This window comes from Micromonospora desertarenae (assembly GCF_056150265.1).
Window position 1 is genome coordinate 96877 of sequence record NZ_JAXCFQ010000015.1, and the last position, 16370, is coordinate 113246.

The following is a 16370-nucleotide window of genomic DNA, read 5'->3' on the forward strand; positions in this document are numbered from 1 at the left end:
GGCGATGCGCACCCTGCTTGCTCGGGGCGTTCGCGACCTGCGGATACGTCGCTACCCCGTTGCGCCGGACGCGCGCCGGGACGGACGCGGTCCGTACCCCCTGGTCTGGACGGAACTGCCGGGCGGCACCGGGTTTGACGAGCACGGTGTGGTGATGGCGCTCGGACCGACCGGGAAGCCGTATCCCAATCCGGTGTCGATGTGCCTGTACGCCCTCGGCGAGCACAACCGGGCGCTGGGCGTCTCCGGCGCGGGCCCGGAGCACTTCGAACCGTTCCTGACGCAGGCCCGGTGGCTGCGCGCAAACCAGGACACCGCCGGCGGCTGGCGCTATCCGGTGCCGGTGCCTCGCTACGACGTCGCGCCGGGGTGGTACTCCGGGATGGCTCAGGGCATGGCGGCCTCGACCCTGCTGCGGGCGTACGACCTGACCGGGGACGGCTCCTTCCTGGACGCCGCCGACGCGGCCATCGACCTGCTGCTGCGTCCGGTCAGCCGGGGCGGTTGCGCTGACTACGACCAGTGCGGTCGGCCATTCCTGGAAGAGTGCCCGTCGGACCCACCGAGCCAGGTGCTCAACGGGGCGCTGTTCGCGCTCTTCGGGCTCATCGAGCACCAGCACCGCACCGGCGGCGACGCGCACCTCCTCGTCGTCGAACGGCTCGCCGACGAGCTCGACGCCTTCGACCTCGGCTGGTGGTCACGGTACGACCGGCGGTGGCCATGGCCGGCGTCGGCGAACTACCACGCACTGCACATCTCCCTGTTGCGCGCCACCGCCACGATGACCGGCCTGGCCGTGTTCGACGCCACCGCCGAGCGCTGGCAACGCAACCTGCGGGATCCGCGGTGCCAGCTACGGGCGCGGATGGTTAAGGCCATCGGTGTGTGGCGGCAGCGCAATGGGTGAGCCGGAACGCCCGTCAACCGTCCAGGGACGACCCGGCGGCGCCGCGACCACGCCGCCCGCCGTGCTGCTGCTCGGTCCGGCGCACTCGGTGCACACTCGGCGTTGGGCGACGGCGCTCGCCGACCGGGGACACCGCGTGGTGATGGCCAGTTGGGCGCCCGCCGACCCGTTGCCCGACATCGAGGTGCGCGTCCCGCCGCGGCAGGGGCGGACGCCCGGCGGACGGTTCGCCGGCGTGTGGCGGCTGCTCGGTACCGCCTGGTGGTTGCGCAGGCAGGTTCGCCAGGTACGGCCGGACGTGGTGCACGTTCACTCGGTGGGACGAGCGGGACTGCTGTCCCTCGCCCTGCCGAACGGCGCCGCTCGGGTGGTGACGCCGTGGGGCAGCGAGTTGCGAGTGGCGGTCGCCTCTCCCTTGCGCAGCCTGGTCACCCGGGCCGCATTCCGTCGGGCCGACCTGGTGCTGCCCACGTCCGAGTCGGTGACCGAGGAGGTCAGGGCCCGGTATCGCGTTCCGGCGGCTCGCACCGCGACGCTGTCCTGGGGCGTCGACGACGCGTTGTTCGACCTGCGGGACACGGTCCGGCGGGCTGAGGTACGTCGGCAGTTCGGGATTCCGGGCGAGGCCACCGTGGTGCTCTCGATGCGTAGCGCCGCACCCGTCTATCGGACCGACGAGATCCTCCGTGCCTTCGCGCGCGTCGCGAACGACCGGACCGACCTGCACCTGGTGCTGCTCGCCGGGCACGAGCCGGCCGAGGTCGCAGCGGCGGCCGCCCGCGCCGGATGCCTCGACCGGGCGACCGACCTGGCCGAGGCGTTACCCGGACGGGTGACGTTGGTACGACGGACGCTCACCCCACTGGAGACATTCGCGCTCATGCGCGCCAGTGACCTGGCCGTCTCGGTGCCCCGATGGGACCAGCGCAGTTCCTCCGTCCTGGAGGCGGCGCTCGCTGGATGCCGCCTGCTGCTGTCCGACCTGCCGCCGTACCGGGAGTTGATCGCCGAGGGTCTGGTGGCGCAGCTACTGGCCGAGCCGGTGATCGACGAGCTGGTCGGCGCCTTGCGTACGGCACGGCCGCTGCCCTCGCAGGACGGATCGACCAACCGCCGGTTCATCGAGACCTCCGAGCGATGGTCCCGACAGGTGTCGGCGATGCAGGCGTTCTACCGACGGCTGTCGACCGGATCAGCGCCGGCCGCACCGGCACTGGTTCCCGACCGCACGGCATGACGAGGAGACACCATGACGCATACGCGTCGCCCGCACGTGCTCGTACTCAACCACTACGCGAAACCCGTCTCCGAGCCGGGCGGTACCCGGCATGTGGAGCTGTTCAGCCGGCTGACCGGCTGGGACTGGACGATCATCGCCGGTGATCGGGACGTCTACTCGCGTCGCCGTTTCAGGGGCCGCGAGCCCCACTTCGTGCGGGTCCGCGTACCCGGTTACACCCGCAACGACCATCGTCGCGTGCTGAACTGGGTGGGATACTCGGCCGGGGCGCTGCTGCGCTCGGTGCTGCGCCGCCGGCCCGCCCTGATCTACGCCTCGTCGCCGCACATCCTCGCCCCGGTCGCCGGGTGGCTCGCGGCTCGCTTCTGGCGGGTTCCGTTCGTGCTCGAGATCCGGGATCTCTGGCCGGAGTCGATGGTCGGGACGGGTTACCTGCGCCGTGGCTCGTGGCTGCATCGCGTGCTCTCCGGGCTCGAACTGTGGCTGTACCGGCGGGCGAACCGGATCGTGATGGTGGCCGACGGCTGGCGGTCGTACTTCCGGTCGCTGGGTATCGACGAGAAGAAGCTGGCGTGGGTGAGCAACGGCGCCGAGCCCTCGGCATTCGCTCTCCGTCACGACCAGTACACCCCGCTACGCGACCGCCTCCCGGTCCGTGGCTGCCTGATCGTGTTCGCCGGCGCCCATGGTCAGGCGAACGGTCTCGACGAACTGCTCGACGCGGCCGCCGAGCTGCCGGAGCACACCTTCGCGCTGATCGGTGACGGCATCGACAAGCCGCGCCTGGTCGCCCGGGCACAGGCCGAAGGGCTTGCGAACGTGCACTTCCTCGATCTGATTCCCAAAGCGGAGCTGGCCGGCATCCTCGGCGGGGCGGACATCGGCGTGCATGTCCTGGCCGACGCCGAGGTGTTCCGGATGGGGGCCAGCCCGAACAAACTCTACGACTACCTGGCGGCGGGGATACCCGTGGTCACCAACTGTCCGGGCGAGCCACACGACATCGTCCGTGAGTCGTCCTCCGGTGCGGCGGTAGAACCGGGCAAGCTCGTCGTCGGCCTGCGTGAGCTGGTGGAACAGCAACCGGAAATCCTCCGGCAGATGGGGGCGCGGGGGCGCGCCTACATTGACAGACACCGCTCCCGGACCGCGATGGCGTCGCGGTTGCAGCAGGTCCTCGACGATGCCGTCGGCGGCCGACGGACGGCCCGCGCCGCCGGCCGAGAGGCGATGGACGGCCGGCTCCCGAAGGGGACGGCCAGCAAACCCTGACCGTTCGTCCGAAAAAACGGACTCTAAACGCGAAGCTTCGCATAGCCCGACAAAACTTCCTGTAAGTACTAAAGGGCTTAGACAGGCCGCTTCCGTACGTCTGCGGAAGGGACCAGGAGACCCCACAGGGAGTGGTAGATGCCGCCGGAAGCACGGAGCACCGAAGGCACCGCAACAGCTCGCCGTCGTACCAGATCGAGTCAGGTCACCGCCGCCTTCCTCGTCGGTGACGCCACTGCCTGGATCGGCGGCTTTCTCGCCGCCGCCTGGGCCCGCTACGAATTCGAGCCCACCGGAGACCAACTGGTAAATGCCGCCGGCGTGGGTGCGCTCGCCGCCGTCCTGCACGTGACGTTCTCCCTCATCCGACGGGCGCACTCCGGCCACCACCCCCTGGGCAGCGTCCAGGAGATCCGGGGTCTGGCCGGCACCACGGCCACCACGGCCGGCATCGTGCTGCTCGCCCTGGTGCCCTCGGCGCCGCGACCGGTGCCAGCGAGCACGCCACTCATCGGCGGCGCCTTGACACTGCTGCTGATGTTCGCCGCGCGCCTCGCCTACCGGCACCGGTACGACCTCGCCATGCGACCGGACGCCCGCTCCGCAACGCCGGTGCTGCTCTTCGGGCTCGGCGATGCCGGACAAGGTCTTCTACGGGCCATGCTCGGCGATCCGCTCGGCCGGTACCTGCCCGTCGGCGTCCTTGACGACGATCCCGCGAAGCGGAACCTCCGCATCGCCGGCGTACGCGTGCTGGGGGGCCGGCACGACGTCAGCGCAGCGATCCGCCGCACCGGTGCCACCACCCTGATCTTCTCCGTCGCCAACGCCGACGCCGCACTGATCCGCCAGATCCGGGAGGCGACGCTACAGACCGGCGCGGCGTTCAAGGTGCTGCCACCGGTACGGGATCTCGTCGACCACCGGATCACCGTCACAGACGTCCGCGACGTGCAGATCAGCGACCTGCTCGGTCGCCGCCAGGTGGTCGGTGACCTCGCTCTGCCGGGCAACGGGCTGACCGGGCGACGGATCCTGGTCACCGGCGCGGGAGGCTCGATCGGCTCGGAGCTCTGCCGGCAGATCATGCAGGCCGACCCCGGCGAGCTGATGATGCTGGATCGCGACGAATCGGCCCTGCACAGCCTCCAGATGGCGCTCTCCGGGCGGGCGCTGCTCGACGGTCCGGAGTTGATCCTCGCCGACCTCCGCGATGACGAGCGGATCCGGCGGATCATCGAGGAACGGCGTCCCGAGATCATCTTCCACGCTGCGGCGCTCAAGCACCTGACCCTGTTGCAGCGCCATCCGGGCGAGGCGATCAAGACGAACGTCTGGGGCACGCTGGCAGTTCTGGACGCCTGCCGGGACGTGGCCAAGTTCGTCAACATCTCCACCGACAAGGCGGCCGATCCGATCAGTGTCCTGGGCTACTCGAAGCGGATCACCGAGCGGCTGACCGCGCACGCGGCGGCCCGCTATCCGGGCACCTTCCTCAGCGTCCGCTTCGGGAACGTGCTGAGCAGTCGCGGCTCGGTGGTGACCGCCTTCCAGCGGCAGATCGAGGCCGGCCAACCGGTGACCGTCACCCATCCGGATGTCACCCGCTACCTGATGACCGTGCAGGAGGCGGTGCACCTGGTGCTCCAGGCGGCACAGATCGGACGCGACGGGGAAGCGCTGGTTCTCGACATGGGTGAGCCGGTGCGGATCGACGACCTGGCCCGGAAGATGATCAGCCAGGCAGACAGCTCCAGCCAGATCGTCTACACCGGGCTACGACCCGGCGAGAAGCTGCACGAGGACCTGCTCGGCACCGGTGAGACGGACATCCGCCCGCTACACCCGCTGATCTCGCACGTGGCGGTGCCACCGCTCGATCCGATCGAGACCAGTGGACTCGACCCCTACGACGATCCCGAGAAGATCATCGCGCAACTCGCGCTGCTCTGCGCCCAGCCGACGGAACCGGTCGTCTCTCCCCGGAAGGCACCGCTGGCCCGCTGAGGCGGGAGAGGACCGGGCGCCGCCAAGGCGCCGGCGCCCGGGCTCGAGGAGAGCGAAGTCCAGGGGCGGCAACGTCGATCGACGGGGCGTGGCCGAGGCGACCGGCACGGCCACGCCCCGTCCTCCACGGGAAACCGGGAAACCGTCTCCAGACCGCCTGACCCCTCACCGGTACGGCCGTTCCGGGCGTCCGGAATGTGGTGAGGTGGAGGCATGGAACGGATCCGGCTCGGGCTGGTGCTGCACCCCACCCGGGACGTCTCCGAGGTGGTCGGCATCGTCGCCGAGTGGGCGGCCCGGCACGGGATGGGCCTGGCGGTACGCGCCGAGGACCGGCACCGGGTGCCGGCGATGGCCGAGCCGCTGCCGGCCGCGGAGGTGGCCGCCGCGTCGAGCGCCCTGATCGCCATCGGCGGCGACGGCACCATGCTCGGCGCGCTGCGCTCCGCGGTGCGCGACCCGAAGCCCGTGCTCGGCGTGCACGTCGGCAAGCTGGGCTTCCTGGTGGAGGTGGAGCCGCCGGACCTGCCGCGGGCGCTGGACCGGCTGGCGAACAAGGACTTCACCGTCGAGCGGCACAGCTGCCTGGCCTGCGACGTGTGCGGCGACGACGTGGTCGCGTTCAACGACATCGCGCTGGTCCGCCAGCCCGGCGCCGGCTTCGTCAACGCCACCCTCTCCGTCGACGGGCAGCAGTACGGCTACTACCGCTGCGACGCGCTGGTGGTGAGCACCCCGACCGGGTCGACCGCGTACAGCTACGCCGCCGGCGGACCGCTGATCTCCCCCGCCACCGACGCGGTGGTGGTCACCCCCTCCGCGCCGATGGCCGGGATCTCCCGCTCGGTCGTGCTCTCCCCGGAGGAGACCATCCGGCTGGACCTGCGTCCGGGCTCCGGGCCGGTCGCCGTCGAGATGGACGGCGTGATCCTCCGGGACGCCGCGACCGAGGGTTCGGTGCAGGTGCGCTACCGCCGGGACGCCGGCCTGGTCGTCCGCCTGGACCCGCGCCGCTACCAGGAGCGCAACCAGCTCAAGCTGAGCCTGCTGGATCTCCCGCTGCTCCCCGAGCAGCTGCGCGAGCTGCTTCCCGAGAACCTGCGCCAGCAGCTCAACCGCCGGGAACTGCCGCCGCCGCGCTGAACCGGGCCGGGGCGGCTCAGGCCTGCTTGAGTACCTCGGAGACCAGGTCCTTCGCCTCCTGCTGGATCCGGGTCAGGTGCTCCGGGCCCTGGAACGACTCCGCGTAGATCTTGTAGACGTCCTCGGTGCCGGAGGGCCGGGCGGCGAACCAGCCCGACTCGGTGGTCACCTTGAGCCCGCCGATCGGGGCGCCGTTGCCCGGCGCGGTGGTGAGCGTCGCGGTGATCGGCTCGCCGGCCAGTTCGGTGGCGGTCACCTGCTCCGGGGAGAGCTTGGCCAGCACCGCCTTCTCCGCCCGGCTCGCCGGGGCGTCGATGCGGGCGTACGCGGGCGCGCCGAAGCGCTCGGCCAGCTCGGTCCAGTGCTGGCTGGGGGTGCGCCCGGTGGTCGCGATGATCTCGGCGGCGAGCAGGCAGAGCAGGATGCCGTCCTTGTCGGTGGTCCAGGTGCTCCCGTCGCGGCGCAGGAACGACGCGCCGGCGCTCTCCTCGCCGCCGAAGCCGACCGCGCCGTCGAGCAGCCCCGGGACGAACCACTTGAAGCCGACCGGCACCTCCAGCAGCGGGCGGCCCAGGTCGGCGGCGACCCGGTCGATCATCGACGAGGAGACCAGGGTCTTGCCGACGGCGGCCGCCGGCCCCCACTCGGTGCGGGTGCGGAACAGGTGGGCGATCGCCACCGCGAGGTAGTGGTTGGGGTTCATCAGGCCGGCGTCGGGGGTGACGATGCCGTGCCGGTCGGCGTCCGCGTCGTTGCCGGTGGAGACCTGGTAGTCGGCCCGGGCGGCGATCAGCGACGCCATCGCGTTCGGCGAGGAGCAGTCCATCCGGATCTTGCCGTCGCCGTCCAGGGTCATGAACCGCCAGGTGGGGTCGACCGTCGGGTTGACCACTGTCAGGTCCAGCCGGTGCCGCTCGGCGATCTCACCCCAGTAGGCCACGCTCGCCCCGCCGAGCGGATCGGCGCCGATCCGCACGCCGGCGGCGCGGATCGCGTCGATGTCGAGGACCGCCGGCAGGTCGTCCACATAGCGGGCGAGGAAGTCGTACGTCCCGGTGGTGTCCGCGGCGCGGGCCCGGGCGTACGGGACGCGCTTCACCTCGGTCAGCCCGCCGGCCAGGATCTCGTTGGCCCGGTCCTGGATCCACTTCGTGACGTCGGTGTCCGCCGGGCCGCCGTGGGTGGGGTTGTACTTGAAGCCCCCGTCGTCGGGCGGGTTGTGCGACGGGGTGATCACGATGCCGTCGGCGAGCCCGCTGGTGCGCCCCCGGTTGTGGGTCAGCACGGCGTGCGACAGCGCCGGGGTCGGGGTGTAGCCGTCCCGGCTGTCCACCAGCACGGTGACCCCGTTGGCGGCGAGCACCTCCAGCGCGGTCACCGCGGCCGGGGCGGAGAGGGCGTGGGTGTCCCGGGCGAGGAAGAGCGGGCCGTCCGGGCCGCGCTCGCGGCGGTGGTCGCAGAGCGCCTGGGTGACGGCGAGGATGTGGTCGGAGTTGAACGCGTTGCGCAGGCTCGACCCGCGGTGGCCGGAGGTGCCGAAGGAGACCTGCTGCGCCGGGTCGTGCGGATCCGGGTGCTCGGCGTAGTAGGCGGTCACCAGCCGCGGCACGTCGACCAGGTCGGCGGGCTCGGCGGGCTGGCCGGCACGGGGATGGGCCACTGCGGCAACCTCCTCAGGCGGGGACGGACGCTGACTCTTTCCCTCGGTCGGGCGGGGTCACACGTGGCGGTGCCTCACAGCTCGACCCGCTGGCCCTTGCCGATCACCACGACGCCGTTGTCGGACACGGTGTAGCGCTGCCGGTCCTTCTCCAGGTCGACGCCGATCTCGGCCCCCTCGGGCACGAACACGTTCTTGTCGAGGATGGCCCGGCGGACCACGGCGTGCCGGCCGATCTCGACGCCCTCCATCAGCACCGAGCCGTCGACGTGCGCCCAGGAGTGCACCTTCACCTTCGGCGAGACGACCGAGTTCTCCACCAGCGAGCCGGAGATCACCGCGCCGGGCGACACCATCGAGGCGACCGCCCGGCCGACCCGCTCGCCCCACTGGTGCACGAACTTGGCCGGCGGGAACGGTGGCTGCGCGGTGTAGATCGGCCACTCGAAGTTGTAGAGGTTGAACACCGGGTGCACGTTGATCAGATCCATGTGCGCGTCGTAGAACGAGTCGAGCGTCCCCACGTCGCGCCAGTAGCCGCGGTCCCGGTCGGTGCTGCCCGGCACCTCGTTGTCGCGGAAGTCGTAGACGTTCGCCTCGCCGCGTTCGACCAGCATCGGGATGATGCTGCCGCCCATGTCGTGCTTGCTGGACTTGTCCTCCGCGTCGCGCTCGACGGCGTCGCAGAGCGCCTTGGTGGTGAAGACGTAGTTGCCCATCGAGGCGTAGATCTGGTCGGGGGCGTCGGGCAGGCCGACCGCGTCGGTGGGCTTCTCGCGGAACGCCCGGATCCGCCGGCCGTCCTCGCCGACCTCGATCACCCCGAACTGGTCGGCCATCGCCAACGGCTGCCGGATGCCGGCCACGGTGACCCCGGCGCCGGAGGCGATGTGGTCCTCCACCATCTGCCGCGGGTCCATCCGGTAGATGTGGTCGGCGCCGAAGACGATCACGTAGTCGGGCTGCTCGTCGTGGATCAGGTTGAAGCTCTGGTAGATCGCGTCGGCCGAGCCGGCGAACCACCAGGGGCCGCGGCGCTGCTGCGCCGGCACCGGGGTCACGTAGTTGCCCAGCAGGGTGGACATCCGCCAGGTCTTGGTGATGTGCCGGTCGAGCGAGTGCGACTTGTACTGGGTCAGCACCACGATCTTGAGGTAGCCGGCGTTGGCCAGGTTGGAGAGGACGAAGTCGACCATGCGGTACATCCCCCCGAAGGGGACGGCCGGCTTCGCCCGGTCCGTGGTGAGCGGCATCAGGCGCTTGCCCTCCCCGCCGGCCAGGACGATCGCGAGCACCTTGTCAGCCATGCTCCGACGCTATCCATCCGCGTCGCACTTCACCACTCGTACAGGCACACTTCTGCACTAGGGTGCGGGGGGTGACCGACACCCCTCAGCTGCGCGTCGACCTGCTCACCCGGGAGTACCCGCCGGAGGTGTACGGCGGGGCCGGGGTGCACGTCGAGTACCTGGCCCGGGAGCTGCGCCGGCTGGCCGAGGTGCGGGTGCACTGCTTCGGCGCGCCGCGCACCGAGCCGGGCGTCACCGCGTACGCCGAGCCGTTCGGGCTGACCGGCGCGAACGCCGCGCTGCGCACCATGGGGGTCGACCTGGAGATGGCGGCCGGCTGCGCCGGCACCGACGTGGTGCACAGCCACACCTGGTACGCCAACCTGGCGGGGCACACCGCGAAGCTGCTGTACGGGGTGCCGCACGTGGTCACCGCGCACAGCCTGGAGCCGCTGCGGCCGTGGAAGGCCGAGCAGCTCGGCGGCGGCTACGCGCTCTCCTCCTGGTGCGAGCGGACGGCGGTGGAGGCCGCCGACGCGGTGATCGCGGTCAGCGCGGGGATGCGCCGCGACGTGCTGGCCGCGTACCCGGCGGTGGACCCGGAGCGGGTCCGGGTGGTGCACAACGGCATCGACACCGGGCAGTACGCGCCGGACCCGGGCACCGACGTGGTGGACCGGCTCGGCATCGACCCGGCCCGGCCGAGCGTGGTGTACGTCGGCCGGATCACCCGGCAGAAGGGGCTGCCGTACCTGCTGCGGGCGGCCCGGTCGCTGCCGCCGGACACCCAGCTCGTGCTGCTCGCCGGCGCGCCGGACACCCCGGAGATCGCCGTCGAGGTGGAGAACCTGGTGCACGAGCTGCGGGCCACCCGCTCGGGGGTGGTCTGGGTGGCCGAGATGCTGCCCAAGCACGAGGTGATCCAGGTGCTCACGCACGCCACCGTCTTCGTCTGCCCGTCGGTCTACGAGCCGATGGGCATCGTCAACCTGGAGGCGATGGCCTGCGAGACCGCGGTGGTGGCGACCGCCACCGGCGGCATCCCGGAGGTGGTCGCCGACGGCGAGACCGGGCTGCTGGTGCCGATCGAGCAGGCCACCGACGGCTCCGGCCGACCGCTGAACCCGGAGGCCTTCGTCGCCGACCTGGCGGCCCGGATCAACGAGGTGCTAACCGACCCGGAGCGGGCCGCCGAGTTCGGCCGGGCCGGCCGGCGCCGGACGGTGGAGCACTTCTCCTGGGACACCGTGGCCCGGCGGACGCTGGAGGTGTACCGGTCGGTGGGCGCCGCCGGCTGAGCGGTCGGTTGGACGGAAACCTTCGACCATTAGATCCGAACACGTAGACATCTTTCATGTGCATCGACGCTCCGCTATATTTCGGGAGTCGTTGATCTTTGCTGATCCCCAAGCGAGGTGCACATGTTCGATGACTCGGCGCTGCGGCGACGTACCCTGCTCGCGGCCCTCGCCGGCGCCGCGGCCGTCCCCCTCCTCGGCGGCCGCGTGCAGGCCGCGTCGCCCAAGGTCTACATCGACCCGGGCCACGGCGGCACCGACCCCGGGGCGGTCGGCAACGGGCTGCAGGAGAAGGCCCTGACGCTCGACATCTCCCTGCAACTGCGCACCATCCTGCAGGCCAACTGGGCCGTGGACGTCCGCATGTCCCGGACGACCGACATCACCCGCAGCCTGGCCTACCGCACCGACGACGCCAACGCCTGGGGCGCGAACCTCTTCGTGAGCGTGCACATCAACTCCGGCGGCGGCACCGGCTTCGAGAGCTACCGGTATCCGACGGCGGACGCCGCCACCGTGAACCTGCACAACGCGGTGCACCCGAAGGTGCTCGCCGCCATGCGGTCGGTCGGTTCGGTCACCGACCGGGGGCCGAAGACCGCCAACTTCCACGTGCTGCGCGAGACGACAATGCCCGCGGTGCTCACCGAGAACCTCTTCATCGACACCCTCGCCGACGCGAACCTGCTCAAGCGGGCCGACTTCATCACCGCCATCGCCCGGGGTCACGCCGACGGCATCGCCACCTACCTGGGGCTGGGCAGCCCGAACCCGCCCACCTTCAGCGTGATCGTGGACAACGCCACCGCCGGGCGGTTCACGGCGAGCACCAACTGGGGAACCTCGGCCTACTCCAGCCAGCGCTACGGCGCCGACTACCGCTTCGCCACCCCCACCCCCGCCAGCGACGCCGCCTGGTTCAAGGTCGACATCCCGGCGGCCGGGAACTACCGGATCGAGGTACGACACCCGGCCGACCCGGGTTACAGCAGCGCGGCCCCGCACGTCGTCGTCACCTCCGCGGGCAACCAGACGGTCAACGTGGACCAGCGCTCCAACGGCGGCGTCTGGCGCTCGCTCGGCACCTTCCCGCTCGCCGCCGGTGACCGCAACCTGCTCGCGGTGAGCCGGTGGACCAACGCCACCGGCTACGTCGTGGCGGACGCCGTCCGGGTCACCCGGGTCTAGGTCCGGGCCGCTCCGGCCCGCCACGGGCTCCGATACCGCGCGGGGCGTCCCGCCACCGTCCACCGGGCAGGTGGGCCGGCGGTGGTGGCGTCCGCGCGCGGGCCGGAAGGAGACGCTTGACCGAGCGCGAGACGATCTCCCGCAGTAGGTTGAAGCGGTGACTGGTCGCTTCCCGATCGAAGACGTCTCCCCCGTCGTCTCGTGCGGTCGCTACCCGGCCAAGGCAGTTGTCGGCGAGGCGGTGCCGGTCGCGGCGCGGGCCTACCGGGAAGGCCACGACGCGCTCGGCTGCAACGTGGTCTGGCGTGGGCCCGACGGGCGGCCGCGCCCGTTCACCCGGATGCGCCCCGGCGAGCCCGGCCAGGACCGCTGGCACGCCACCATCCGCCCGGACGCGGTCGGCACCTGGACCTTCGCCGTGGAGGCGTTCCAGGATCCGTACCTCACCTGGCAGAACGCCGTCAGCAAGAAGATCGCCGCGGGTCAGGGCGCGGCCGAGCTGGCCAACGACCTGGCCGAGGGGGCCCGGGTGCTGACCGCGGCGGTGGAGCTGGTGCCGGCCGCCGACCGGGACCGGGTCCGCGCGGCGGCGGCGGCGCTGCGCGACGACGAGGTCGACCTGCACCGGCGGGTCGCACCGGCCCTCGACCTGGCCGGGCTGCTCTGGGAGCACCCGGTGCGCGAACTGGTCACCACCGGCACGGAGTACCAGCTCTGGGTGGACCGGGAGCGGGCCCTCTTCTCCGCCTGGTACGAGTTCTTCCCCCGCTCCGAGGGGGCGATCCCGGCCACCGTCGACGCGCCGGCCCGTTCCGGCACCTTCGCCACCGCCACCGAGCGCCTGCCCGGCGTCGCCGCGATGGGCTTCGACGTGCTCTACCTGCCGCCGATCCACCCGATCGGCCGGATCAACCGCAAGGGCCGCAACAACTCGCTCACCGCCGGGCCGGACGACGTCGGCTCGCCCTGGGCGATCGGCGCCGAGGAGGGTGGGCACGACGCCATCCACCCCGACCTGGGTACGGCCGAGGACTTCCGGGACTTCATCGCCGCCGCCGCCGAGCAGGGCCTGGAGGTGGCGATGGACCTGGCCCTGCAGTGCGCGCCGGACCACCCCTGGGTGACCGAGCACCCGGAGTGGTTCACCACCCGGGCCGACGGCAGCATCGCGTACGCGGAGAACCCGCCGAAGAAGTACCAGGACATCTACCCGCTGAACTTCGACAACGACCCGGAGGGGATCCGCGCGGAGATCCTGCGGGTGGTGCTGCACTGGGTCGGCGAGGGCATCCGGATCTTCCGGGTGGACAACCCGCACACCAAGCCGTTCGACTTCTGGCACTGGCTGATCTGGCGGGTGAAGCAGGTCGACCCGGACGTGCTCTTCCTCGCCGAGGCGTTCACCCGGCCGGCCATCATGCACGGGCTCGGCAAGATCGGCTTCACCCAGTCGTACACCTACTTCACCTGGCGCACCTCGGCGGCCGAGATGCGGGCGTACTGCGCGGAGCTGGTCGCGGCGGCCGACTACATGCGACCGAACTTCTGGCCGAACACGCCGGACATCCTCCACGAGTCGTTGCAGCACGGCGGTCCGCCGATGTTCAAGATCCGGGCGGTGCTGGCGGCCCTGCTCTCCCCCTCCTGGGGCATGTACGCCGGCTACGAACTCTTCGAGCACACCGCCCGCCCCGGCGCCGAGGAGTACCTGGACAACGAGAAGTACGAGTTGCGCCCCCGGGACTGGGCCGGCGCGCAGGCGCAGGGGCGCTCGCTGGCCCCGTTCATCGCCACCCTCAACCGGGTCCGCCGGGACAATCCGGCCCTGCACCGGCTGCGCAACCTGGTCTTCCACGACATCGACAACCCGGCGCTGCTCTGCTGGTCCAAGCACGACCCGGACACCGGCAACGCGGTCATCGTGGTCTGCTCGTTCGACCCGCGCGAGGTGCAGTGGGGCAACACCACGCTCGACCTGCCGGCGCTCGGCTTCGACTGGCACGAGCGGTTCACCGTGCACGACGAGCTGACCGGCGCCCGGTACGAGTGGGGGCAGCGCAACGCGGTCCGCCTCGACCCGTACCTGCAACCCGCGCACGTGCTGACGGTGCGCCGCCCGGCCGCTCCCGACACCCCGCCCCCGGCGGTGCCGGCGCCGGCCGAGCTGACCGTCGCCGACGTGCCCGCCGAGCTGTCGGGCGGCACCGCCCCCACCGCCCCCGCGCAGGAGGACGACGCCCGATGGAGCAGCTGATCAGCGGCGCGACGCACGACCCGCACGCCGTGCTCGGCGCCCACCCGGCCGACGGCCGGACCACCATCCGCACCCTGCGCCGGGGCGCCGGCGACGTGAGCGTCCTGGTCGGGGAGGAGCGGCACCCGATGAAGCGGGTGCACGACGCGGGCGTCTTCGAGGCCGTCGTGCCGGGCAGCGTGCTCGACTACCGGCTGGAGGTCGACGGCACCGTCCACGACGACCCGTACCGTTACCCGCCCACCGTGGGCGAGCTGGACCTGCACCTGATCGGCGAGGGCCGGCACGAGCGGCTCTGGGAGGCGCTCGGCGCCCGCGTCTTCGACGAGGGGGTCGCCTTCACGGTCTGGGCGCCGAACGCGCGCGGGGTGCGGGTGGTCGGCGACTTCACCGGCTGGGCCCCGGACGACGGCTGGCCGATGCGCTCGCTCGGCGCCAGCGGGGTGTGGGAGGTGTTCGTGCCCGGTGTCCAGGTCGGCGCCCGCTACAAGTACCGGGTGCACGGCGCCGACGGGCAGTGGCGGGACAAGGCCGACCCGTTCGCCGCGTACGCGGAGGTGCCGCCGGCCACCGCCTCGGTGGTGCACCACTCCCGCTACGAGTGGACCGACGCCGCCTGGCTGGAGCGGCGGGCCGCCCGCCGGCCGCACCAGGAGCCGATGAGCGTCTACGAGGTGCACCTGGGCTCCTGGCGGCCCGGCCTGGGCTACCGGGAGCTGGCCGACGAGCTGACCGCGTACGTCACCGAGCTGGGCTTCACCCACGTGGAGTTCCTGCCGGTGATGGAGCACCCGTTCGGCGGCTCGTGGGGCTACCAGGTCACCGGCTACTACGCCCCCACCTCCCGGTTCGGCGACCCGGACGACTTCCGGTACCTGGTGGACCGGCTGCACGGCGCCGGGATCGGGGTGATCCTGGACTGGGTGCCGGCGCACTTCCCCAAGGACGAGTGGGCGCTGGCCCGCTTCGACGGCACGCCGCTCTACGAGCACCCCGACCCGCGCCGGGGCGAGCACCCCGACTGGGGCACGTACGTCTTCGACTTCGGCCGCCGGGAGGTGCGCAACTTCCTGGTCGCCAACGCGCTCTACTGGTTGACCGAGTTCCACGTCGACGGGCTGCGGGTGGACGCGGTCGCGTCGATGCTCTACCTGGACTACTCCCGCCAGGAGGGGCAGTGGACGCCGAACGTGCACGGCGGCCGGGAGAACCTGGAGGCGATCGCCTTCCTCCAGGAGGTCAACGCCACCGTCTACAAGCACCACGCCGGGGTGCTGATGGTCGCCGAGGAGTCGACGGCCTGGCCGGGGGTGACCCGGTCGACCGCCGACGGCGGGCTCGGCTTCGGCTTCAAGTGGAACATGGGCTGGATGCACGACACCCTGCTCTACACCTCGAAGGACCCGATCTACCGGCAGCACCACCATCACCAGCTCACCTTCTCGCTGGCGTACGCGTGGAGCGAGAACTACGTGCTGCCGATCAGCCACGACGAGGTGGTGCACGGCAAGGGCTCGCTGGCCGGGAAGATGCCCGGCGACACCTGGCAGCGGTTGGCCACCGTGCGGGCGCTGCTGGCGTACATGTGGGCGCACCCGGGCAAGCAGCTGCTCTTCATGGGCTGCGAGCTGGCCGACGACCGGGAGTGGAGCGAGGAACGCGGGCTGGACTGGTACCTGCTGCACGACCCGGCCCGGGCCGGGGTGCAGCGGCTGGTCGGCGACCTGAACACGGTCTACCGGGACACCCCGGCGCTCTGGGCGCAGGACACCGAGCCGGCCGGGTTCCGCTGGATCGCCGGTGACGACGTCGCCAACAACACCGTGTCGTTCGTCCGGATCGCCCCGGACGGCTCCACGCTGGTCTGCGTGGCGAACTTCTCCGCCCGGCCGCTGCGGGACTACCGGGTCGGGCTGCCGTCCGGCGGCGCCTGGGCCGAGGTGCTCAACACCGACGCGCACCACTACGGCGGGTCGGGGGTGGGCAACCTGGGCGAGGTGCACGCCGAGGACATGCCGTGGCACGGGATGCCGGCCTCCGCCGCGCTCCAGGTGCCGCCGCTGGGCGTGCTCTGGCTGCGCCGCGACTGAACCGGCGCGCGCCCGCCCC

General features: G+C 71.7%; 11 protein-coding genes. 9 read left to right on the forward strand and 2 right to left on the reverse strand.

The annotated features are described in order from the left end of the window. Positions 1–4 precede the first annotated feature (4 nt). The 5 genes from SM577_RS26280 (at position 5) to SM577_RS26300 (ending at position 6572) form a co-directional block, all read left to right on the forward strand. Entirely contained in the window at positions 5–910 is a 906-nt protein-coding gene (locus SM577_RS26280) for a D-glucuronyl C5-epimerase family protein (protein ID WP_474588249.1), read from the forward strand. Beyond that, a complete protein-coding gene (locus SM577_RS26285; RefSeq protein WP_474588216.1) occupies positions 903–2147 on the forward strand; it encodes a glycosyltransferase family 4 protein in 1245 nt (414 codons plus the stop codon). The genes SM577_RS26280 and SM577_RS26285 overlap by 8 nt, the downstream gene beginning before the upstream one ends. A 12-nt stretch (positions 2148–2159) precedes the next feature. Beyond that, a complete protein-coding gene (locus tag SM577_RS26290; RefSeq protein WP_474588217.1) occupies positions 2160–3422 on the forward strand; it encodes a glycosyltransferase family 4 protein in 1263 nt (420 codons plus the stop codon). Between the two features lie 138 nt (positions 3423–3560). Continuing rightward, positions 3561–5429: a polysaccharide biosynthesis protein gene (locus SM577_RS26295; protein ID WP_474588218.1), complete on the forward strand. Its 1869-nt coding sequence runs from the start codon at positions 3561–3563 to the stop codon at positions 5427–5429. 213 nt (positions 5430–5642) lie between these two features. Further along, on the forward strand, positions 5643–6572 hold the full coding sequence (locus SM577_RS26300; protein WP_302922862.1) for an NAD(+)/NADH kinase: 930 nt from the start codon (positions 5643–5645) through the stop codon (positions 6570–6572). 16 nt (positions 6573–6588) lie between these two features. On the opposite strand, the gene pgm is transcribed toward SM577_RS26300, so the two are convergent. Together pgm and glgC are read right to left on the reverse strand one after the other, a co-directional pair. Then, positions 6589–8232 (reverse strand): phosphoglucomutase (alpha-D-glucose-1,6-bisphosphate-dependent), encoded by a 1644-nt coding sequence (gene pgm / locus SM577_RS26305; RefSeq protein WP_302922861.1) that lies wholly within the window; start codon positions 8230–8232, stop codon positions 6589–6591. A 74-nt stretch (positions 8233–8306) separates the two neighbouring features. Continuing rightward, positions 8307–9539 carry a glucose-1-phosphate adenylyltransferase gene (glgC, locus tag SM577_RS26310; protein WP_302922860.1) on the reverse strand — a complete coding sequence of 411 codons (1233 nt, stop codon included), beginning with the start codon at positions 9537–9539 and terminating at the stop codon, positions 8307–8309. Between the two features lie 71 nt (positions 9540–9610). Between glgC and glgA the strand changes: the two genes are divergently transcribed. The 4 genes from glgA to glgB all read left to right on the forward strand — a co-directional run bounded on the left by glgA (position 9611) and on the right by glgB (position 16351). Next, positions 9611–10819, forward strand: coding sequence for a glycogen synthase (glgA, locus tag SM577_RS26315; RefSeq protein ID WP_474588219.1), 1209 nt, complete (start codon positions 9611–9613; stop codon positions 10817–10819). A gap of 123 nt (positions 10820–10942) precedes the next feature. Further along, the gene (locus SM577_RS26320) at positions 10943–12007 is read left to right on the forward strand and encodes a golvesin C-terminal-like domain-containing protein (RefSeq protein WP_474588220.1); all 1065 of its coding nucleotides are present in this window, start codon (positions 10943–10945) and stop codon (positions 12005–12007) included. 157 nt (positions 12008–12164) lie between these two features. Continuing rightward, on the forward strand, positions 12165–14261 hold the full coding sequence (locus SM577_RS26325) for an alpha-1,4-glucan--maltose-1-phosphate maltosyltransferase (protein WP_474588221.1): 2097 nt from the start codon (positions 12165–12167) through the stop codon (positions 14259–14261). Beyond that, on the forward strand, positions 14249–16351 hold the full coding sequence (gene glgB, locus SM577_RS26330; protein ID WP_302922856.1) for a 1,4-alpha-glucan branching protein GlgB: 2103 nt from the start codon (positions 14249–14251) through the stop codon (positions 16349–16351). Before SM577_RS26325 ends, glgB begins: the two co-directional genes overlap by 13 nt. Positions 16352–16370 lie beyond the last annotated feature (19 nt).

Coding starts and splice junctions, on each gene's coding strand:
- SM577_RS26290 (WP_474588217.1), top strand. CDS start 2,160: ATGACGCATACGCGTCGCCCGCACGTGCTCGTACTCAACCACTACGCG.
- SM577_RS26280 (WP_474588249.1), top strand. CDS start 5: ATGCGCACCCTGCTTGCTCGGGGCGTTCGCGACCTGCGGATACGTCGC.
- SM577_RS26320 (WP_474588220.1), top strand. CDS start 10,943: ATGTTCGATGACTCGGCGCTGCGGCGACGTACCCTGCTCGCGGCCCTC.
- SM577_RS26300 (WP_302922862.1), top strand. CDS start 5,643: ATGGAACGGATCCGGCTCGGGCTGGTGCTGCACCCCACCCGGGACGTC.
- SM577_RS26295 (WP_474588218.1), top strand. CDS start 3,561: ATGCCGCCGGAAGCACGGAGCACCGAAGGCACCGCAACAGCTCGCCGT.
- SM577_RS26285 (WP_474588216.1), top strand. CDS start 903: ATGGGTGAGCCGGAACGCCCGTCAACCGTCCAGGGACGACCCGGCGGC.
- glgC (WP_302922860.1), bottom strand. CDS start 9,539: ATGGCTGACAAGGTGCTCGCGATCGTCCTGGCCGGCGGGGAGGGCAAG.
- glgB (WP_302922856.1), top strand. CDS start 14,249: ATGGAGCAGCTGATCAGCGGCGCGACGCACGACCCGCACGCCGTGCTC.